Consider the following 20223-nt stretch of genomic DNA (forward strand, 5'->3'; position numbering starts at 1 on the left):
GCGCGCCGTTGCCGGCTCGCGACCCGGCATGCACCGCGGGCGTCAGCCGGCCACGCCGCGCAGCCGGCGCCACAGCAGCGGCGCCAGCATCACCGAGGACAGCGCCAGGAACATCAGCACGATCGCGGCGTAGTCCTGCCAGTGCGGCTGCTCGCCCAGCAGCCACATCCCGGAAAACACCCCGACCACCGGGATGAACATGATCGACAGGCTCGACACCACCGGCGGCAGGCTGCGCGCCAGCCCGAACCACACCAGGTGGCAGAAGGCGAAGACCACCACCGCGTTGTAGGCGATCGCGGCCCATTCGATGGCGGTGGGCATGCGCCAGCCGTCTTCCAGCAGCAACGATCCCAGCGCCAGGAAGGGCAGGGTCGCGGCCAGCATCCAGAAGGTCATGGCGCCGATCGGCACGTCGGTCTGGGTGCGCTTCATCAGCTGGGTGCCGAAGCCCCAGCCGGCCGCGGCCAGCAGCATCAGCAGCGTGCCGGCCGGGCTGCCGGTCAGCGCGGCGAGCTCGCCCGACAGCAGCAGCACCGTACCCGCGAGCGCGCAGCCGATACCCAGCCAGGCCCACGTGCCGATGCGCTCGCGGAAAAACACCAGGCCCCAGACCACCGCCCAGATCGGCATGGTGTAGCCGAGGATGGCGGCGCGGCCCGACGACAGCATCTTGACCGCGCAGATCGCGAACAGGTGCCAGATCACCATGTTGGGCAGCGCCAGCCGCAATACCGTGCCCCATTCGCGCCGCGGCACCGCCAGCGAATCGCCGCGCAGCCGCAAGGCCAGCCCCAGCGCCACCAGCCCGCCGGCCATGCACAGCAGGCGGAAGCCCATCGCCGGAAAATGCGCCACGCCCACCTTCATGATGGGCCAGTTGATGCCCCAGGCGAGCGTCAGCACCACAAGCAGGAAGAGACCACGGCGATCAAGAGACATGACGGGACGCGGCTGTGCGGGATGCCGCGCATTGTTTTGAGACGAAGCGCAAAACGATAGCACGCAGCGGGTAAAATTGCCGAAAGCGACATATGCTGCAGGGATGAAAGGTTTTCACGCCGCTGCGGCCAACCGCGCCGGCCGAGTCCATCGGCCTGATCGGCCAGATCGACCAGGATCGGCCGCACGATGAGACGCCGGCGCCACCAGGACATTCCGAGTACCCATGACTTTCACCGAGCAGCTTGCTGCCGCCTGGCAGCGCAACGATTCCCTCCTGTGCGTCGGGCTCGATCCTGATCCGCACAAGCTTCCCCTGTCCCTGACCGGCGCCGGCGGCGCCATCTTCTCGTTCTGCCGCGAGATCGTCGACGCCACCGCCGACCTGGTCTGCGCCTTCAAGCCGCAGATCGCCTACTTCCATTCGCAGCGCGCCGAAGACCAGCTCGAGCAGCTGATCCACTATATCCATGATGCCCATCCCGGCATCCCGGTGATCCTCGACGCCAAGCGCGGCGACATCGGCTCGACCGCCGAGCACTATGCGCTGGAAGCCTTCGAGCGCTACAAGGCCGATGCGGTCACGGTCAGCCCGTACATGGGCTTCGACTCGATGCAGCCCTATCTCGCCTACCCGGGCCGCGGCGTGATCGTGCTGTGCCGGACCTCCAACCCGGGCGGTTCGGACGTCCAGTTCCTGCAGGTTGATGGCAAGCCGCTGTACCAGCTGGTGGCCGAGGCCGCGCGCGAGCGCTGGAACACCACCGGCCAGATGGGCCTGGTGGTCGGCGCGACCTTCCCCAACGAGATTGCGCGGGTGCGCCAGATCGTCGGCGACATGCCGCTGCTGATTCCCGGCATCGGCGCCCAGGGCGGCGACATCGAGGCCACGGTGAAGGCCGGGCGCACCGCCGACGGCACCGGCATGATGATCAATTCGTCGCGCGCCATCCTGTACGCCAGCCGCGAGAAAGATTTCGCCACGGCTGCGCGCAACGTCGCGCTGCAGACGCGCGAGACCATCAACCGCTACCGCCACGGCTGACCGCTGCACGCGGAAGATAAAAAAACCGCGCCTTCAGGCGCGGTTTTTCGTTGGATCGGCCTGCTTGCGGCGGCGCATGTTTCAGGCCTCGTTGCGCAGCAACTCCACCAGGCCCCGCATCGCGTGCTCGGCCGCCTGGCGCCGGATTTGCGCGCGGTCGCCGGGAAAGCGCTGGGTTTCAACGATGGTGGTGATGCGGTTGCTCCAGCCAAAGCACACCATGCCGACGGGCTTTTCCGGGGTGCCGCCGTTGGGGCCGGCGACTCCGGTGATCGACAGGGAAACCTGCGCGCGACTGTTCAGCAGCGCCCCTTCCGCCATCGCGCGCGCAACCTCTTCGCTGACCGCGCCGTGATCGCGGATCAGCTTGGCGGGCACGCCCAGCATGGTCGACTTGGCCTCGTTGGAGTACGTGACAAAGCCGCGCTCGAACCAGCCCGACGAGCCCGACACGTCGGTAATGGCGGCGGCGACCAGGCCGCCGGTGCAGGATTCGGCGGTGGCCAGCATCAGGGATTTGTCGGCTAGGGCGACGCCGGCCTGGATGGCGAGCTGGTCGAGCAGGCGGCTGACGGACATGATGGGTGCAGGGGTTGTGTTGGGGAATCAGTTTGGCGTTGGCCGCTCAGAACGAGCGCCACAGGGCAAACACCAGCAGCGTGTAGAACGCCGCGAAGATGTCGTCGAACATCACGCCGAAGCCGCCGCGCAGGCCCGGGCCTTTCAAGCTGCGGTCATAGTGGCCGATCGGGGCCGGCTTGGCGATATCGAATAGCCGGAACCACAGGAACGCGGCGAACTGACCCCAGAAACCGGTTGGCATGACAAAGGCCAGCACCAGCCAGAACGCCACGATCTCGTCCCAGACCATGCTGCCGTGGTCGTGCACGCCCATGTCGCGCGCGGTGCGGGCGCACGCCCACAGGCCCACGACGAAGCCGCCGCTGATGATCCACAGCCAGGTGGCGGGCTCGATCCACAGCGAAATCACCACGAACGAAAGCCAGGCGTAGAGCGTGCCGACGGTGCCCGGGCCGACCGGCGACAGGCCCGAGCCGAAGCCGAAGGCGATCAGGTGCGCCGGATGCGCCAGCATGAAGCGTGCGCTCGGGCGCGTGACCTTGACGGTCTGGCCGGCTTCCAGGGTCAGGGCGGGGTCGCGCGGCGCGGCCCCGGGAGGGAAGGTGGACATCAAAGTTGGCTCGTGTGATGCGGATACGGCTTATGGTTATGGCCGGCTTGCGCTGCGATGCGTGCGGGACTCCCGTGCCCGCGCAGGCGCCGATGCCGGCATCATGACATGCCCGTGACCGGGTGTCAGGGGGCTGCGAAATGGTCGAAGCTGGCGCCCTCGTAGCGGGTCGGGTTGCCGGCGCGGTCGACCAGCCGCAGGCCGGGCTCGGGCGTGATCGCGCCGACGCGCGTCAGCGGCAGCGCCAGCCGCTCACTGATGGCCGCAATGGCGGCGCGGTGGCCGGCCGGCGCGGTGAAGCACAGTTCATAGTCGTCGCCGCCGGCCAGCACGCACTCGCGCTGGATGGCATCGGGCTGGCCGGCCAGCACTGCCGAGCGGGGCAGGGCATCGACATCGACCAGCGCGCCCACCTGCGAACGCGTCAGGATATGACCGAGGTCGCCCACCAGGCCATCGGAGATATCCAGTGCGGCATGCGCCACGCCGCGCAAGGCCATGCCCAGCGCCACCCGCGGCGTCGGCGCGTCCATGCGCGGCCGGACCTGGGTGAATTCGGGTTCGGGCAGCAGCCATTCGCCGCGGCAGTCGCCCAGCGCCAGCCGCGCGTCGCCCAGGGTGCCGGAGATCCAGATATCGTCGCCGGGGCGCGCGGCGTCGCGGCGTAGCGCCGCGCGCAGCGGCACGTCGCCGAATACCGTCAGCGACAGCGTCAGCGGGCCACGCGTGGTGTCGCCGCCCACCAGTTCGCAGCCGTGTTCGTCGGCCAGCGCCAGCATGCCGCCGGCCAGGTCGGCCAGCCATTCGGGCTCGGCCTCCGGCAAGGCCAGGGCCAGCGTGAAGGCGCGCGGCTCGGCGCCCATGGCGGCCAGGTCCGACAGGTTTACCGCCAACGCCTTGTGGCCGAGCGCGCGCGGCGCCACGTCGGGAAAGAAATGGCGCCCGCTGACCAGCATGTCGGTGCTGATGGCGAGATGATGGCCGGGACGGCCCTCGATCAGTGCGCAGTCGTCGCCCACGCCGAGCGCAGCCTTGCGCACCGGCCGCGTGAAATAGCGGCGGATCAGGTCGAATTCGGAAAGCTGGGCGGGCTGGGCGTTGGGCATGGATCGACGACGTGCCGGGATGGGCGGTGGAGTGACGGCGGGGTTGGGCAGGAGATCAGCAGGGTTTGCCGGCAAATCCGGCAGCGGCGCGCGGCATCAGCATGGGGCGCGTCGCGCGTTTCAGCAAGATACTGCCGCGCATCACAGCCATGACCGCCCTGCGCTGCGCCGCTTTGCCGGCTGGGCGCTACGCTTGCTGGTGTTGCCCGGGAGGATGGGGCATATTGTACCGAATCGCAAAGGTGCCCCAAGCAAAACGCTTATTGTGAAATAGTTTTTCACTATATAAAATGCTGGGTTCCAAAGGAAGAGAAGGGCGGACGCGTGGAGCCGGTCCGCCGATCGTCCCCGCCTTGTCAATGACGGCTCCACCGATTGGAAGATGCGCCGATGACCAGCCCACAGTCCCCGTCCCAAGACGATCTGAAACAGCAGCAGCGCGAGGCGCTGCGCAAAGCGGCGCTCGAGTATCACGAGTTTCCCACTCCCGGCAAGATCTCGGTCACGCCGACCAAGCCGCTGTCGAACCAGCGCGATCTGGCCCTGGCGTATTCGCCCGGCGTCGCCGCAGCTTGTGAAGAAATCGTTTCCGATCCGGCCAACTCGTTCCGCTATACCGCGCGCGGCAACCTGGTCGCGGTGATTACCAACGGCACCGCCGTGCTGGGCCTGGGCGACATTGGCGCCGCGGCGTCCAAGCCGGTGATGGAAGGCAAGGGCGGGCTGTTCAAGAAGTTTGCCGGTATCGACGTGTTCGACATCGAGATCGACGAGAAGGACCCGGAAAAGCTGGTCCAGATCATCGCCGCGCTCGAGCCCACCTTCGGCGGCATCAACCTGGAAGACATCAAGGCACCGGAGTGCTTCTACGTCGAGCGCAAGCTGCGCGAGAAGATGAAGATCCCGGTCTTCCATGACGACCAGCACGGCACCGCCATCGTGGTGGCCGCGGCCATCATCAACGGCCTGAAAGTGGTCGGCAAGGATATCGCCAAGGTCAAGCTGGTGGCCTCCGGCGCCGGCGCGGCCGCGCTCGCCTGCCTGGACCTGCTGGTCGACATCGGCCTGCCGATCGAGAACATCTGGGTGACCGACCTCGCCGGCGTGGTCTATGAGGGCCGCACCGAGCTGATGGACCCGGAAAAGGCGCGCTTCTCGCAAAAGACCGACAAGCGCAAGCTGGGCGAAGTGATCGACGGCGCCGACATCTTCCTGGGCCTGTCCGCGGCGGGCGTGCTCAAGCAGGACATGGTTCAGCGCATGGCCGACAAGCCGCTGGTGCTGGCGCTGGCCAACCCGAATCCGGAAATCTCGCCGGAGCTGGTCAAGGAAGTGCGTCCGGACGCGGTGATGGCCACCGGCCGTACCGACTATCCGAACCAGGTCAACAACGTCCTGTGCTTCCCGTTCATCTTCCGCGGCGCGCTGGACTGCGGCGCCACCACCATCACGCGCGAGATGGAAATCGCCGCGGCCAATGCGCTGGCCGAACTGGCGCGCCAGGAGCAGAGCGACATCGTTGCCACCGCCTACGGCATCCAGGACCTGTCGTTCGGGCCCGAATACCTGATTCCGAAGCCGTTCGACCCGCGCCTGATCGTCAAGGTGGCCCCGGCCGTGGCCGAAGCCGCGATGAAGTCCGGCGTGGCCGCGCGCCCGATCGAGGACATGGACGCGTACCGCCTGCAGCTGCAGCAGTTCGTGTACCACTCCGGCACGGTGATGAAGCCGATCTACGCCGCCGCGCGCAAGGTCGAGATGGACAAGAAGCGCATCGTCTTCGCCGAGGGCGAGGAAGAGCGCGTGCTGCGCGCGGTGCAGGTGATCGTCGACGAAAAGCTGGCCAACCCGATCCTGATCGGCCGCCCTGCCGTGCTGCAGCACCGCATCGAGCGCTTCGGCCTGCGCCTGCGCGCCGGCGTGGACTTCACCGTGGTCAACCCGGAACACGACGAGCGCTTCCGCGATTACTCCGATGCCTACTACCGCATGATGGCCCGCCAGGGCATCACGCCGCAGTACGCCAAGCTCGAAATGCGCCGCCGCACCACGCTGATCGGCGCGATGCTGGTGCACAAGGGCGAGGCCGACGGCATGATCTGCGGCACCGTCAGCAACACCGCGGCGCACCTGCGCTATATCGACCAGGTGCTGGGCGGCACCAACAAGGTCTATGCGGCGATGAACGGCCTGGTGCTGCCGGGCCGCCAGATCTTCCTGGTGGACACCCACGTCAACGTCGATCCGAGCGCCGAGGAACTGGCCGCGATCACGCTGATGGCCGCCGAAGAGCTGAAGCGCTTCGGCATCGAACCCAAGGTCGGCCTGCTGTCGCATTCGAACTTCGGCTCGTCCGAGGCGCCGTCGGCGCGCAAGATGCGCGAAACCCTGGCGATCCTGCGCGAGCAGGCGCCGGAGCTGGAGATCGACGGCGAAATGCACGGCGACTGCGCGCTCGACCAGAAGCTGCGCGACCAGCTGGTGCCGGACGGCACGCTCAAGGGCGAAGCCAACCTGCTGGTGTGCCCGAATATCGACGCGGCCAATATCTCGTACAACCTGCTCAAGGTTGCCGCGGGTAACAACGTCGCGATCGGGCCCATCCTGCTGGGCGTGAAGGCGCCGGTGCACATCCTGACGCCGTCGGCGACGGTGCGCCGCATCGTCAACATGACGTCGCTGGTGGTGGTCGACGCCGCCGCCAAGCGCTAAGCCGATTGCCTATGCCGGGAACGGGCCAAGGTGACGAAAAGCCGGGCTCGCCCGGCTTTTTTTATCGCCCCGTGACGATGGTTAGTATGCGCACACATACGCTTAACATATTGAAACAATTGAAGAAATTGCGCTGCAACAGGGGCGGGATTGATTAATTGCGTGCATGCGCGTAACCTTACGCCTTTGATACAGGCGCTCGCCATGAGCGCCCCGGTGCGGCCGGCATTCCTCGCGCGACGCTTCAGGCAGCGCAGAGGGGCAGGCCAGGGTGGCCCGGACAGATCGTCTACCCAACCAGCGGCAGGCTCGATTTCCGGTTCAACCAAGACAAGCAACGTGGGTTTCCAAGTTTCTCCGATGCGGCACGCAACGCGCATGCTGGCCCGGTCCCTGACCGGCGCGGCGCTGGTGCTGGCCCTGGCGCAGCCGACGCTGGCACGCCAGGCGCAGACCGAAGGGCTGGGAACCATTGCAGTGCAGCAGTTGCCCAACGAAGCGCGGCAGACCATGGAGCGCATCGAAGCCGGCGGCCCGTTCCCGTATGACAAGGACGGCTCGCGATTCGGCAACTACGAACGCATCCTGCCGCTAAGAGAACGCGGTTATTACCGCGAATACACGGTCAAGAGCGCCAGGAGCCGGAACCGGGGAGCCAAGCGGATCGTCTGCGGCGGGGAACAGCGCGCTGCCAACGATTGTTACTACACGGAAGACCACTACAACAGCTTCAAACGGATACTCAAATGATGACTGACATTTTCGGACTGGGCGACGCCCTTGCCGCCCGCGAAGAGCGCGGCGCCGGAGATGGCTGGCAGCGGGCTCAGCAGCAGGCCCAGAACCTATACGACAACGTGCTGATGATGCCGAGCCAGGAGCTCATGCAAAAACTCCCGCCCGCGACCGCGCCCGTGGCCATGCCCGCCGGTCCCGGTTGGAACGACGGCACCAGCGAGGGGGCCATGAACCTGTTCAAGACGGTGCGTCCGAACATCGTCCAGTCGATCCGCGCCTTCCGCGTGCCGGAACTGGCCCAGGCCGCGGCCGATCTCGGCCAGCATTTCCTGTATGCCAATTGTGCGCATTGCGCGAGCAAGGCGGAGATCCTGGAAACCATCGCCACCTCGTTCACCTTCCCCAAGCATTTCGGCAAGAATTTCGATGCACTGGCCGACTGCCTCACCGACATGATCTACAAGGCCGGCCCGCAGCCGGGTTTCGTGATCGTGCTGGAGGGCCTGCCGATCGCGCAGAAGTTCGACAAGGAAGCGCGCGAGGTGCTGCTCGACGTGTTCCGCGACGCCGCCGAGTTCTGGGGCGAGCGCAAGGTGCAGTTCCGCGTGTTCTATTCGTTCGCCTGACCGCGCCAGCTGCCGTTCCACGGCATACCAGGTAAAAAGCCCGCTGATGCGGGCTTTTTGCTTGTCAGGGTCAGGTGCGGCGCTTATTCCTGCGCCGGCAGGTGGCCATGCGGCGTGAGCCGGTCGATCAGTTCCGGCAGGCCTTCGCTCAACTGCGCCGCCACGTCGTCCTGCGACATGCCGGTGCTCTGCGCCAGCGACTGGAGGGCGCCGGTGTCGTTCAGCGCGTCGCTCAGCGCCGACGGCGTGACCGGCTGGTTGGCACCGCTGCCGATCCATGAATTGACCTGTTCGCCCAGCCCGGCCTGCGCCAGGATCTGCTGCAGCGCGCCGATGCCGCCGGCGGCTGCGCCCAGCGCCTGGCTGTTGGCCGGCGCGCCGCCCTGGCCGCCCAGCAGGCCGCCGAGCAGCGAGCCCAGGTCGAGTCCGCCGGTAGCGCCGCCCGGCGCGGTGCCGGCGCTGGCGCCGCCGCCGAGCATGCCGCCCAGCAGCCCGCCGAGGCTGCCCAGCCCGCCCAGGCCGTCATCGGCCGCGGGCGTGCCGCCGGCGGCATCGCCGCCTTGCGCGCGGCTGCGCATGGCCAGGGTTGCCAGCAGGCCGAGCGCGATCATCAGCTTGGGGTCGAGCCCGCCGGCCTGCCCGCCCTCACCGCGCGCGCCGCCGAGCTGTCCGAGCACACCGCCCAGCACGCTATCGAGTAGTCCCATGGTCGACTCCTTTCAGTCAGGGTTGCAAGGTGACACAGGGCCGGGGTGGCCCCGTCGTCAGAATCCGCCCAGCAAGGCGTTCAGGGTTGCCAGACATGCAAGCCCGGCGGTTTCCGTGCGCAGGATGCGCGGGCCGAGCGACACGCCGGTGAAACCCGCCTGCAGCGCGGCCTGTTCTTCTTCGGGGGCGAGGCCGCCTTCCGGGCCGATCAGCAAGGTGACGCCATCGGCCAGCAGCGCCTCGCGCCGTTCTGCCACCAGCGCCGGCAGCGCTTGCGCGGCACGCGGCGACACCAGCAGCCTGGTGGCGCCGTTGCCGGACCGGTCTGCGCGCGCCAGCCACGTATCCAAGTTAGTGACCTCCGCCACCGCCGGCAAACGATTTCGGCCGCATTGCTCGCAGGCGGCCTGGACCAGCGCCTGCCAGTGCGCCTGGCGCTTCTGCGCGCGCTCGCCGGACAGGCGCACCACCGAGCGGCTGGCCTGCAGCGGCTGGATCGCCGCGACGCCAAGTTCTACAGCTTTCTCGATCAGCCAGTCCATCTTGTCGCCGCCGGCCAGGCCCTGTGCCAGCGTGACGCGGAAGGGCGGCTCCGCCTCGGCCGCGTCATGCGCGCCGATGCGCGCGAGCGCGTGGCGTTTGCCCAGTTCGACCAGCGTGGCGGCGTGGCTGCCGCCGCGGCCGTCGAACAGGGTGATGGCGTCGCCCGGCGCCAGGCGCAGCACCTGCGCGTGGCGCACCACCGGTTCGGGCAGCGGGAAATCCGACTCGGCGGCCAGCATGGTGTCCGCGCCGCCGACAAAAAATCGTGGCGCCATCAGCGTGCCTGGCTGGTCTGGGCCAGTGGCTTGCCGAAGCCCCAGCGGTAGCCGTCGGGATCCTCGACCATGCAGTAGCGGTCGCCCCAGAACTGGTCGGCCGGCGCCATCAGGCTGACCGCGCCGGCGTCGACCGCGCGCTGGTGCATGGCGTCGACATCGTCGCAATAGACATAGAAGGTTTGCGGGCATTCCACGCCGAGCGAGCGCGGCGTACGCGCGGTGCTGCCCCACGCGCCCTCGGGCGCGAACATCACCACCAGCTGGCCCTGGTAGTGCATCTCGGCGTGGGTGGGGACGCCGTTCTCGTCGACCACGTTGCCCGGGGTGAAGCCGAAGGCGCGGCCATAGAAATCCAGCGCGGCGCGGCCATTGGCGACGGTCAGGTAGGGGGTGAGCCAGGGGGTGTTGGCCGGTCTGCTCATGTTCGTCTCCTTGATCGTCTCCTGGTTGCGGGAAACCCGGCGCGGCAGCGTGCCGCGCGGTGCGAGAGTGCATCTTACGCGTGCCGCGCTACGCTGTCGAAGTGCCGAGCCACGGTGCGCGGCCTGGCGCCGGGGTGAAGCATCAGGCATGTCGGGGCCCGGATGGTTCCGGTTGCCGGCATGCGGCGGCGCGGGCGGCCTGCGATGATCGCCCGTACTCGGCCGGCGGGGCGTCCGGGAGTCCGGAAAACCCCCTAGCTTCTGCTAAAATTGCGGTTTTCCTGCCGCCAAGGCTCACGCCGAATCCGCCCGCATGTCCGCCCTTGCCCATCCCGCCACAAGTCCTTTTGCTTCCCAGCCCGCCAAGCTGATGGCCGACGCCATCCGCGTGCTTGCCATGGACGCCGTCCAGCAGGCCAATTCCGGCCACCCCGGTGCGCCGATGGGCATGGCAGACATCGCCGTGGCGCTGTGGGGCCGGCATCTCAAGCACAATCCGAGCAACCCGCAGTGGGCCGACCGCGACCGCTTCGTGCTGTCCAACGGCCACGGCTCGATGCTGATCTACGCGCTGCTGCACCTGACCGGTTACGACCTGCCGGTCGAAGAGCTGAAGAACTTCCGCCAGCTGCACAGCAAGACCGCCGGCCATCCGGAATACGGCATCACCCCGGGCGTGGAAACCACCACCGGCCCGCTCGGCCAGGGCATCACCAACGCGGTCGGCATGGCGCTGGCCGAGCGTCTGCTGGGTGAGGAATTCAACCGCCCCGGCTTCGACATCGTCGACCACTACACCTATGTGTTCCTCGGCGACGGCTGCCTGATGGAAGGCATCTCGCACGAAGCCTGTTCGCTGGCCGGCACGCTGAAGCTCAATAAGCTGATTGCGCTGTGGGATGACAACGGCATCTCGATCGACGGCGACGTGGTGCACTGGTTCAACGACGACACCCCGAAGCGCTTCGAAGCCTACGGCTGGAACGTGATCCGCGGCATCGACGGCCACGACGTGGTCGCGGTCGACAACGCCATCGCGCAGGCCAAGGCCAGCGACAAGCCCACCCTGATCTGCTGCCGCACCAAGATCGGCAAGGGCGCACCCAACAAGGAAGGCGGCCACGACGTGCACGGCGCGCCGCTGGGCGGCGCCGAAGTGCTGGCCACGCGCGAGGCGCTGGGCTGGGCCCACGCCCCGTTCGAGGTGCCGGCCGAGGTCTACGATGCCTGGGACGCCAAGGCCAACGGCCAGGCGCTGGAGCGTGCCTGGAACGCGCTGTTCGAATCGTATGCCGAGCGCCACCCGTACGAGGCCGGCGAATTCACCCGCCGCATGAAGGGCGAACTGCCGGGCGCGTTCGACGCCGCGGTGGAAGCCTTCATCGCCAAGTGCGAGGAAAGGGCCGAGACCATCGCCACCCGCAAGGCCAGCCAGAACACCATCGAGGCCTTCGGCCCGGTGCTGCCCGAGTTCCTCGGTGGCTCGGCCGACCTGACCGGCTCGAACCTGACCAACTGGTCGGGCAGCAAGGCCGTGCGTGTGGATGCCTGGGGCAACCACATCAACTATGGCGTGCGCGAATTCGGCATGAGCGCGATCATGAACGGCATCACGCTGCATGGGGGCTACATCCCCTACGGCGCAACCTTCCTGACGTTCTCGGACTACAGCCGCAATGCGCTGCGCATGGCGGCGCTGATGAAGATCCGCTCGCTGTTCGTGTTCACCCATGACTCGATCGGCCTGGGCGAAGACGGCCCGACGCACCAGTCGATCGAGCACGTCGCCAGCCTGCGCCTGATCCCCAACATGGACGTCTGGCGTACCGCCGACACCACCGAGACCGCCGTGGCCTGGGCCGAGGCGATCCGCCGCGAGGACGGCCCGAGCTGCCTGATCTTCAGCCGCCAGAACCTGCCGTTCCAGCAGCGCGACGACGCCACCCGCGCCAATATCGCGCGCGGCGGCTACGTGCTGCGCGACAGCGTCAACGCCCGGACCGGCCGCCCGGACGCCGTGATCCTGGCGACCGGCTCGGAAGTGGGCCTGGCCGTCGGTGCCGCCGATGCGCTGGCCGCCGAAGGCGTGCACGTGCGCGTGGTGTCGGTTCCCGCGACCACCGTGTTCGACAAGCAGGACACCGCCTACAAGGCCAGCGTGCTGCCGGCCGGCGTGCCGCGCGTGGCGGTCGAGGCAGGCGTGACGGACTTCTGGTGGAAGTACCAGGTCCAGGCGGTGGTGGGCATCGACACCTTCGGTGAATCGGCCCCGGCTGGCGTGCTGTTCAAGCACTTCGGCTTTACCGTCGAGAACGTGGTCCGTACGGTGAAGGACACCCTTATCTAAGCATCCGGGCGCTGGAGCCGCGCGGTGCGCCGCGCGGCAGACGCGGCGCCCACCGGTTTCAATCGATCCTCAGGAGAGACAGTCATGACCATCAAGATCGGCATCAACGGCTTCGGCCGCATCGGGCGCATGGTGTTCCGCGCCGCCGTCGCCAACTTCAAGGATATCGAAGTCGTTGGCATCAACGACCTGCTCGAGCCCGACTACCTGGCGTACATGCTGAAGTACGACTCGGTGCATGGCCGCTTTGACGGCGAAGTGTCGGTCGACGGCAATACCCTGGTCGTCAACGGCAAGAAGATCCGCCTGACCGCGGTCAAGGATCCGGCCGAGCTGAAGTGGGGCGAGATCGGCGCCGACGTGGTGGTCGAGTCGACCGGCATCTTCCTGACCAAGGAAGGCGCGCAGAAGCACATCGACGCGGGCGCCAAGAAGGTGATCATGTCGGCCCCGTCCAAGGACGACACCCCGATGTTCGTGTACGGCGTGAACCACGACACGTACAAGGGCGAGGCCATCATCTCCAACGCCAGCTGCACCACCAACTGCCTGGCCCCGGTGGCCAAGGTGCTGAACGACAAGTGGGGCATCAAGCGCGGCCTGATGACCACCGTGCACGCCGCCACCGCCACGCAGAAGACCGTTGATGGGCCGTCCAACAAGGACTGGCGCGGCGGCCGCGGCATCCTGGAAAACATCATCCCGTCGTCGACCGGCGCCGCCAAGGCCGTGGGCGTCGTGATCCCGCAGCTGAACAAGAAGCTGACCGGCATGTCGTTCCGCGTGCCGACCTCCGACGTGTCGGTGGTCGACCTGACCGTCGAACTGGAAAAGTCGGCGTCGTACGACGAGATCTGCGCCGAGATGAAGGCCCAGAGCCAGGGCGCGCTGAAGGGCGTGCTGGGCTACACCGAAGACAAGGTCGTTGCCACGGACTTCCGCGGCGATGCCCGCACCTCGATCTTCGACGCCGAAGCCGGCATCGCGCTGGACGGCACCTTCATCAAGGTCGTGAGCTGGTACGACAACGAGTGGGGCTACTCGAACAAGGTGCTGGAAATGGCCCGCGTGGTGGCCAAGTAATCCGCGCTTTCCGCGGCCAGGAAAACGCGCCTCCGGGCGCGTTTTTCTTTTTTCAGGCAGGATGGCTGGTCTGCCAGCGCGACTGAAATAGTTGCGTCAGAAAAGAATGATAAAAGTGGAAGCCGAAGGTGTAGGAAAGTCTGGGCGAAGTGCTGGTTGAGCCGCCGCCAATGTACACATCTACGATCAATTGCGACAAAATCGCGCAATTTTTCGGAGTTATGCCATGGGCAGCCGTTTCAGAAATGCCGAATTTGCTTTCCGAGCCTGATTTTTCCTCTTACACTATTAAGACGCTGTTGAAATCTGATGTGCAGCCAGTGCAAGTGGTGGGGCCATCTTAGCTGAGAAAAATCTGACCGGGGCCTGATCATGGTGAACGTAGACACAAAGCTTCTAGTGATCTTCACCGAGCTGCTGAGCAAGCGTAATGCCACTTATGTGGCTGAGAAGATGCACATGACCGCGCCGGCGGTCTCGCATTCGCTGGGCAGGCTGCGCGAAATCTTTGACGATCCACTCTTTATCCGCGTCCCGCACGGGCTGACGCCGACGCCGCGCGCGCTCGAGCTTGGCCCCAAGATCCGCGACATGCTGGACCTGTGGTCGTCGATCAACGAAGGCGACGCGGACAACTTCGACCCGGCTACGGCCACCGGCACGCTCAACATCGGCTTTGCCGCGGAACTGGGCGATACGGTGTTCAACCGTTTCGTGCTGCGCATCAAGGCGCTGGCGCCGGACCTGCATATCAAGCTGGTCGAGTCCCACTCGTGGGAAACCGACGTGGCGTCGATGCGCGCCAATGAGCTCGACCTGGCATTCTCGCCGTTCCCGACCCGCCATCCGGAAATCGTCGAAGAAATGGTGACGTCGCTGAACCTGTGGGTGTGCGCGCGCAAGGACCATCCGGTGCTGAAGGGCCACTGCACGCTCGAGCAATACCTGGACTGCGGTCATATCTTCATGGCGCATTCCGGCGGCTCGGGCCGCCCGGCGCCTTCGCTGATCCCGCTCGACTACGCTCTGCAGCAGCGCGGCCTGAAGCGCAACGCCTCGCTGACGGTGCATTCGTGGCGCGCCCAGGCCGAACTGGCCTCGCAGACGGACATGATCTTCACCGTCAATGCGCTGACCAAGGACATGGCCTGCGAAACCTACGGCCTGAAGGCCTTCCCGCTGCCGGCGGAGCTGAACACCACGCTCGGCCTGAACATGTTCTGGCACCGCAGCCGCAACACCCACCCGATGCTGGTGTGGGCGCGTGGCCTGTTCCGCCAGGTGGTGGGCGAGTTCGTCGGCCTGCCGCAGGCACGCCCGGCCCGGGTGGTGAGCGAGCAGGACCTCCAGGACCTGCAGGCGCGCTGACCCGCGGCAGCAAGCCACCAACAAAAAACCGGCGCCAGGCGCCGGTTTTTTGTTGCCCGTCTGCGCTCCGGCAAGGGAGCGAGCGGTTGCTTATCGTTTGGGTCTGTGGGGACAGTTTGTTTTGGTGCAGTTGCCGTACAGCGACAACGCGTGTTCCTGCAGGGTGAAGCCGCGCTCGCGCGCAATGCTTTGCTGGCGCTGCTCGATCTCGGAATCGAAGAATTCCTCGACCCGGCCGCAATCCAGGCACACCAGGTGGTCGTGGTGCTTGCCTTCGTTGAGCTCGAAGATGGCCTTGCCAGACTCGAAGTTGTTGCGCGACAGCAGGCCGGCCTGCTCGAACTGGGTCAGCACGCGGTAGACGGTGGCCAGGCCGATATCCATATGCTCGTTGAGCAGGATGCGGTAGACGTCTTCCGCGCTCAGGTGACGCTGTTCGCTGGTCTGAAAAATTTCAAGAATCTTCAGCCTGGGCACGGTCGCCTTCAGGCCGATATTCTTGAGGTCCGCCGGACTCGGCATGTGGGTGACTCCCTAGAGTACAATGTCTGGATAGTTGAATCATAAGGGTTTTGGCAGCAAAAGTCGCTCGTGCCGACGATGTCCAGAGGTTGGCGTCGCGTGCCAGGCAAGCTTGCCGACCCATGTGGTTGCGGCGGCAGATGCCATCCGCTCGTGTGGTGCAATCGGCGCATTTTGCGCCGTTTTCATGCCCGCGCAGCCCGTTCTCTGCCGCGTTACTTTTCTTTCCCTCCGGAAACGAGATCCATGCGTTCTATCCGTTCGTCCGCCATGCGTCCGACGCTGGTTGTCTCCCTGCTGGCCGCGGCCCTGCTGGCCGGCGCCTGCTCGGCCTACGATTCCACTTCGCGCAAGGTAGCCAACGCCATCACGCCGTACCGGATCAACATCGTGCAGGGCAATTTCGTCTCGCGCGAAGCCGCTTCGCAGCTGCGCGAGGGCATGACCCGCGACCAGGTCAAGTTCTTGCTGGGCACGCCGCTGCTGACCGACGTGTTCCACGCCAACCGCTGGGATTATGTGTTTTCGTTCCGCCGCGGCAATACCTCGGTGGTGCAGCAGCGCCGCTACACGGTGTTCTTCGACGGCGACCGCCTGGCCAAGTTTGGCGGCGACGAACTGCCGTCCGAGTATGAGCTGATCGCCGAGATCGACGGCATGAAGAAGGCGCTCAAGGAACAGACACCGGGCAAGATCTCCACCAGCGCAGCCGCGGCCCCGGTCCCGGCCGAGCCGCAGACCACGGTCGAGAACTTCGTGCCGCGGCAGGCGCAGCAGCCGGAAGCGTCCGACGCGTCCGCACAACCGGTGCAGGCGGCGCAGCCCGCCGCCGAGCCGTCGGCTCCGGCCCAGGCCACCGCGCCGGCCGACGCGGCCAAGCCCGCCCCCAACTGATCGATCGCGCGCGCCGGCCGCGGCGCGCTGCCGGTTTTCCGGGCCGGCCAGGCATGGCCGGCTCGTTCCTCTTTCGCGCACCGCGCATATTCCGCAGAGCCAGACACCATGAACATCGCCATCGCAGGCGCATCGGGCCGCATGGGCCGCATGCTGATCGAACAAGTGCTGAACACCGAGGGCGTGAAGCTGTCGGGCGCGCTCGAAGTGCCGGGCTCGCCGGCGCTCGGCCAGGATGCGGGCCTGTTCCTGGGCCGCAACACCGGCGTGGCGATCACGGCGGACCTGGAAGCCGGGCTGGCCGGTGCCGACTGCCTGATCGACTTCACCCGTCCGGAAGGCACGTTGGCGCACCTGGCCGCGGCGAAGAAACTGGGCGTCAAGATGGTGATCGGCACCACGGGCTTCGACGAGGCCGGCAAGGCCGCGCTGGCCGAGGCCGCCAGATCGATCGGCATTGTCTTTGCCGCCAACTTCAGCGTTGGCGTCAATGCCACCTTCAAGCTGCTGGAAGTCGCGGCCAAACTGCTGTCGAGTGGCTATGACATCGAGGTGATCGAGGCCCACCACCGCTTCAAGGTCGATGCCCCCTCGGGCACCGCGCTGAAGATGGGCGAAGTGATCGCTGATGCGCTGGGCCGCGACCTGAAGACCTGCGGCGTCTTCGCCCGTGAAGGCCATACCGGCGAGCGCGATCCCAATTCGATTGGCTTTGCCACTATCCGCGGCGGCGATATCGTCGGCGACCACACCGTGATGTTCGCCGGCATCGGCGAGCGCATCGAAATCAGCCACAAGTCTTCGAGCCGCCAGTCGTATGCCGACGGCGCGGTGCGCTCGGCCCGTTTCCTGGCCGACAAGCCGACCGGGCTGTTCGACATGCAGGACGTGCTGGGCCTGAAGTAAGGCCGCCCGGGGCGGCCAGCGCTGCCGCCACGGTTATAATCGATTGCTTTAGCATTGCACGCCGGGCGGGCGCCCACACTGGCGCCCGCCGCTTTCCTTCGAACGAATCTTCCCGGATGCCGGCAGGCCAGTTGCCGCGCAGACGCTGTCCTTGACCGCTGTCCCGACCATGCAAGACAAATATCTTCCTTCCGCCGTTGAACAAGCCGCCCAGCAGCACTGGCAAGCCATCGACGCCTATCGCGTGTCGGAGCATGCGGCCGGGCCCGACGGCAAGGAAAAGCCCAAGTTCTACGCCTGCTCGATGCTGCCGTACCCGTCGGGCAAGCTGCACATGGGCCACGTGCGCAACTACACCATCAACGATGTGATGGCGCGCTACCTGCGCATGAACGGCAACAACGTGCTGATGCCGATGGGCTGGGACGCGTTCGGCATGCCGGCGGAAAACGCCGCGCTGAACAACGGCGTGGCGCCGGCCGCCTGGACCTACGACAACATCGCTTACATGAAGAAGCAGATGCAGTCGATGGGCCTGGCGATCGACTGGTCGCGCGAGGTCGCCACCTGCAGCCCGGACTATTACCGCTGGAACCAGTGGCTGTTCCTGAAGATGCTGGAGAAGGGCATCGCCTACCGCAAGACCGGCACCGTCAACTGGGATCCGGTCGACCAGACCGTGCTGGCCAACGAGCAGGTCATCGACGGCCGCGGCTGGCGCTCGGGCGCGGTGGTCGAAAAGCGCGAGATCCCGATGTACTACCTGCGCATCACCGACTATGCGCAGGAGCTGCTGGGCGACCTGGACCAGCTGGGCTGGCCCGAGCGCGTCAAGGTGATGCAGCAGAACTGGATCGGCAAGAGCGTGGGCGTGCGCTTCGCCTTCACCCATGACATCCCGGGCGAAGACGGCAAACCGATCCACGACGGCAAGCTCTACGTCTTCACCACGCGCGCCGACACCATCATGGGCGTGACCTTCTGCGCGGTCGCCGCCGAGCACCCGCTGGCCACGCATGCCGCGCTGAACAACCCCGAACTGGCCGCCTTCATCGACGAATGCAAGCACGGCTCGGTCATGGAAGCCGACATGGCCACCATGGAGAAGAAGGGCATGCCGACCGGCCTGCAGGTGGTGCACCCGCTCACCGGCGACAAGGTCGACGTGTGGGTCGGCAACTACGTGCTGATGAGCTACGGCGACGGCGCCGTGATGGGCGTGCCCGCGCACGACGAGCGCGACTTCGCCTTTGCCAACAAGTACGGCCTGCCGATCAGGCAGGTGATCGACGTGAAGCGCCAGCCGTACTCGACCGAAGCCTGGCAGGAGTGGTACGCCGACAAGGAAAACGGCACCTGCATCCACAGCGGCAAGTACGACGGCCTCGGCTACCAGGCCGCGGTGGAAGCCATTGCCGCCGACCTGGGCGCGATGGGCCTGGGCGAGAAGAAGACCACCTGGCGCCTGCGCGACTGGGGCATCTCGCGCCAGCGCTACTGGGGCACGCCGATCCCGCTGATCCACTGCGACAGCTGCGGCGTGGTGCCGGTGCCCGAGCAGGACCTCCCCGTGGTGTTGCCCGAAGACCTGGTGCCGGACGGCACCGGCAACCCGCTGGCCAAGGATGCACGCTTCCTGCAGTGCACCTGCCCGTCGTGCGGCAAGCCGGCGCGCCGCGAGACCGACACGATGGATACCTTCATCGATTCGTGCTGGTACTACATGCGCTATACCTGCCCGGACGCGGCCACCATGGTCGATGCCCGCAACGACTACTGGATGCCGATGGACCAGTACATCGGCGGCATCGAGCACGCGATCCTGCACCTGCTGTACGCGCGCTTCTGGACCAAGGTGATGCGCGACCTGGGCCTGGTCAAGTTCGACGAGCCGTTCACCAACCTGCTGACGCAGGGCATGGTGCTCAACGAGACCTACTACCGCGAAGACGCGTCGGGCAAGAAGCACTGGTACAACCCGGCCGAGGTCGACCTGCAGACCGACGAGCGCGGTCGCCCGGTGGGCGCCACGCTGAAGGCCGACGGCCAGCCGGTGGTGATCGGCGGCATCGAGAAGATGTCGAAGTCCAAGAACAACGGCATCGACCCGCAGGCGCTGATCGACCAGTACGGCGCCGACACCGCGCGCCTGTTCGTGATGTTCGCCGCGCCGCCCGAGCAGCAGCTCGAGTGGAGCGGTTCGGGCGTGGAGGGCGCGTCGCGCTTCCTGCGCCGCGTGTGGAACTATGGCTATGCCAACGCCGCCGCGATCCGCGACGGCGCCGCCGGCGCGCCGGGCGCGGACGATGCCGAGCTGCGCCGCGAGATCCACGGCGTGCTCAAGCAGGCCAACTACGACTACCAGCGCATCCAGTACAACACCGTGGTGTCCGCCACCATGAAGATGCTGAACGCGCTGGACGACGCCAAGACCGCGTCGCCGGCGGCGCGCCGCGAGGGCTTCGGCATCCTGCTGCGCGTGCTGTACCCGGTAGTGCCGCACATCACCCACGGCCTGTGGGAGCAGCTGGGCTATGCCGCCGAGGCCGGCGACCTGCTCGACGCCCCGTGGCCGCAGGTCGATGAAGCCGCGCTGGTGCGCAGCGAGATCGAACTGGTGCTGCAGGTCAACGGCAAGGTGCGCGGCAGCATCACCGTGCCCGCCGACGCCGACCGTGCCGCGATCGAGGCCACCGCCGCCGCCAGCGACACCGTGGCCAAGTTTGCCGAAGGCAAGGCGCCCAAGAAGATCGTGGTGGTGCCTGGCCGCCTGGTCAACGTGGTGCTTTGA

The 20223-nt window shown here is 66.7% G+C and carries 18 protein-coding genes; 10 read left to right on the forward strand and 8 right to left on the reverse strand.

Annotated features, from left to right (window positions below; genetic code table 11):
* Positions 1-42 precede the first annotated feature (42 nt).
* Positions 43-942, reverse strand: a complete 900-nt coding sequence (locus tag MKD38_RS21880; protein ID WP_252679980.1) for a DMT family transporter — start codon at positions 940-942, stop codon at positions 43-45.
* A 226-nt stretch (positions 943-1168) separates the two neighbouring features.
* On the opposite strand from MKD38_RS21880, the gene pyrF reads away from it, so the two are divergent.
* Entirely contained in the window at positions 1169-1987 is an 819-nt protein-coding gene (gene pyrF, locus MKD38_RS21885; protein WP_252679982.1) for an orotidine-5'-phosphate decarboxylase, read from the forward strand.
* Between the two features lie 81 nt (positions 1988-2068).
* On the opposite strand, the gene MKD38_RS21890 is transcribed toward pyrF, so the two are convergent.
* From MKD38_RS21890 to thiL, 3 genes are all read right to left on the reverse strand, one after another.
* Positions 2069-2566, reverse strand: a complete 498-nt coding sequence (locus tag MKD38_RS21890) for a CinA family protein (RefSeq protein WP_012353857.1) — start codon at positions 2564-2566, stop codon at positions 2069-2071.
* Between the two features lie 46 nt (positions 2567-2612).
* On the reverse strand, positions 2613-3179 hold the full coding sequence (locus MKD38_RS21895; RefSeq protein WP_111519171.1) for a phosphatidylglycerophosphatase A family protein: 567 nt from the start codon (positions 3177-3179) through the stop codon (positions 2613-2615).
* A gap of 125 nt (positions 3180-3304) precedes the next feature.
* Positions 3305-4285 carry a thiamine-phosphate kinase gene (gene thiL, locus MKD38_RS21900; protein ID WP_252679985.1) on the reverse strand — a complete coding sequence of 327 codons (981 nt, stop codon included), beginning with the start codon at positions 4283-4285 and terminating at the stop codon, positions 3305-3307.
* A gap of 390 nt (positions 4286-4675) precedes the next feature.
* Between thiL and MKD38_RS21905 the strand changes: the two genes are divergently transcribed.
* From MKD38_RS21905 to MKD38_RS21915, 3 genes are all read left to right on the forward strand, one after another.
* Positions 4676-6997: an NADP-dependent malic enzyme gene (locus MKD38_RS21905; RefSeq protein ID WP_111519173.1), complete on the forward strand. Its 2322-nt coding sequence runs from the start codon at positions 4676-4678 to the stop codon at positions 6995-6997.
* Between the two features lie 378 nt (positions 6998-7375).
* Positions 7376-7747: a guanyl-specific ribonuclease gene (locus MKD38_RS21910; protein WP_252679987.1), complete on the forward strand. Its 372-nt coding sequence runs from the start codon at positions 7376-7378 to the stop codon at positions 7745-7747.
* Positions 7744-8361, forward strand: coding sequence for a barstar family protein (locus tag MKD38_RS21915; RefSeq protein ID WP_018006331.1), 618 nt, complete (start codon positions 7744-7746; stop codon positions 8359-8361). Before MKD38_RS21910 ends, MKD38_RS21915 begins: the two co-directional genes overlap by 4 nt.
* An 83-nt stretch (positions 8362-8444) precedes the next feature.
* Here the strand turns inward: MKD38_RS21915 and MKD38_RS21920 are convergent, their stop codons facing one another.
* From MKD38_RS21920 to MKD38_RS21930, 3 genes are read right to left on the reverse strand one after another with little or no spacing between them, the layout of a single operon-like run.
* The gene (locus MKD38_RS21920; protein ID WP_252679989.1) at positions 8445-9068 is read right to left on the reverse strand and encodes a YidB family protein; all 624 of its coding nucleotides are present in this window, start codon (positions 9066-9068) and stop codon (positions 8445-8447) included.
* 57 nt (positions 9069-9125) lie between these two features.
* On the reverse strand, positions 9126-9887 hold the full coding sequence (locus tag MKD38_RS21925) for a 16S rRNA (uracil(1498)-N(3))-methyltransferase (RefSeq protein WP_252679991.1): 762 nt from the start codon (positions 9885-9887) through the stop codon (positions 9126-9128).
* Positions 9887-10312, reverse strand: a complete 426-nt coding sequence (locus MKD38_RS21930) for a VOC family protein (RefSeq protein WP_252679993.1) — start codon at positions 10310-10312, stop codon at positions 9887-9889. The genes MKD38_RS21925 and MKD38_RS21930 overlap by 1 nt, the downstream gene beginning before the upstream one ends.
* Before the next feature lie 313 nt (positions 10313-10625).
* Here MKD38_RS21930 and tkt point away from each other — a divergent pair, with 313 nt between their 5' ends.
* From tkt to MKD38_RS21945, 3 genes are all read left to right on the forward strand, one after another.
* Positions 10626-12659 (forward strand): transketolase, encoded by a 2034-nt coding sequence (gene tkt / locus MKD38_RS21935; RefSeq protein WP_252679995.1) that lies wholly within the window; start codon positions 10626-10628, stop codon positions 12657-12659.
* 84 nt (positions 12660-12743) lie between these two features.
* The gene (gene gap / locus MKD38_RS21940) at positions 12744-13742 is read left to right on the forward strand and encodes a type I glyceraldehyde-3-phosphate dehydrogenase (protein ID WP_171515901.1); all 999 of its coding nucleotides are present in this window, start codon (positions 12744-12746) and stop codon (positions 13740-13742) included.
* A 372-nt stretch (positions 13743-14114) separates the two neighbouring features.
* The gene (locus tag MKD38_RS21945; protein WP_252679997.1) at positions 14115-15110 is read left to right on the forward strand and encodes a LysR family transcriptional regulator; all 996 of its coding nucleotides are present in this window, start codon (positions 14115-14117) and stop codon (positions 15108-15110) included.
* Between the two features lie 90 nt (positions 15111-15200).
* On the opposite strand, the gene fur is transcribed toward MKD38_RS21945, so the two are convergent.
* Positions 15201-15632 (reverse strand): ferric iron uptake transcriptional regulator, encoded by a 432-nt coding sequence (gene fur / locus MKD38_RS21950; RefSeq protein ID WP_012353845.1) that lies wholly within the window; start codon positions 15630-15632, stop codon positions 15201-15203.
* A 246-nt stretch (positions 15633-15878) separates the two neighbouring features.
* Here fur and MKD38_RS21955 point away from each other — a divergent pair, with 246 nt between their 5' ends.
* From MKD38_RS21955 to leuS, 3 genes are all read left to right on the forward strand, one after another.
* Entirely contained in the window at positions 15879-16526 is a 648-nt protein-coding gene (locus MKD38_RS21955; protein WP_252679999.1) for an outer membrane protein assembly factor BamE, read from the forward strand.
* 108 nt (positions 16527-16634) lie between these two features.
* The gene (gene dapB / locus MKD38_RS21960) at positions 16635-17432 is read left to right on the forward strand and encodes a 4-hydroxy-tetrahydrodipicolinate reductase (RefSeq protein ID WP_252680001.1); all 798 of its coding nucleotides are present in this window, start codon (positions 16635-16637) and stop codon (positions 17430-17432) included.
* Positions 17433-17601: 169 nt separating this feature from the next.
* Complete coding sequence (gene leuS, locus MKD38_RS21965) at positions 17602-20223, forward strand: leucine--tRNA ligase (protein ID WP_252680003.1); 2622 nt, start codon at positions 17602-17604, stop codon at positions 20221-20223.

This window comes from Cupriavidus sp. WGlv3 (assembly GCF_023952475.1).
Classification (GTDB): Bacteria; Pseudomonadota; Gammaproteobacteria; order Burkholderiales; family Burkholderiaceae; genus Cupriavidus; species Cupriavidus phytorum.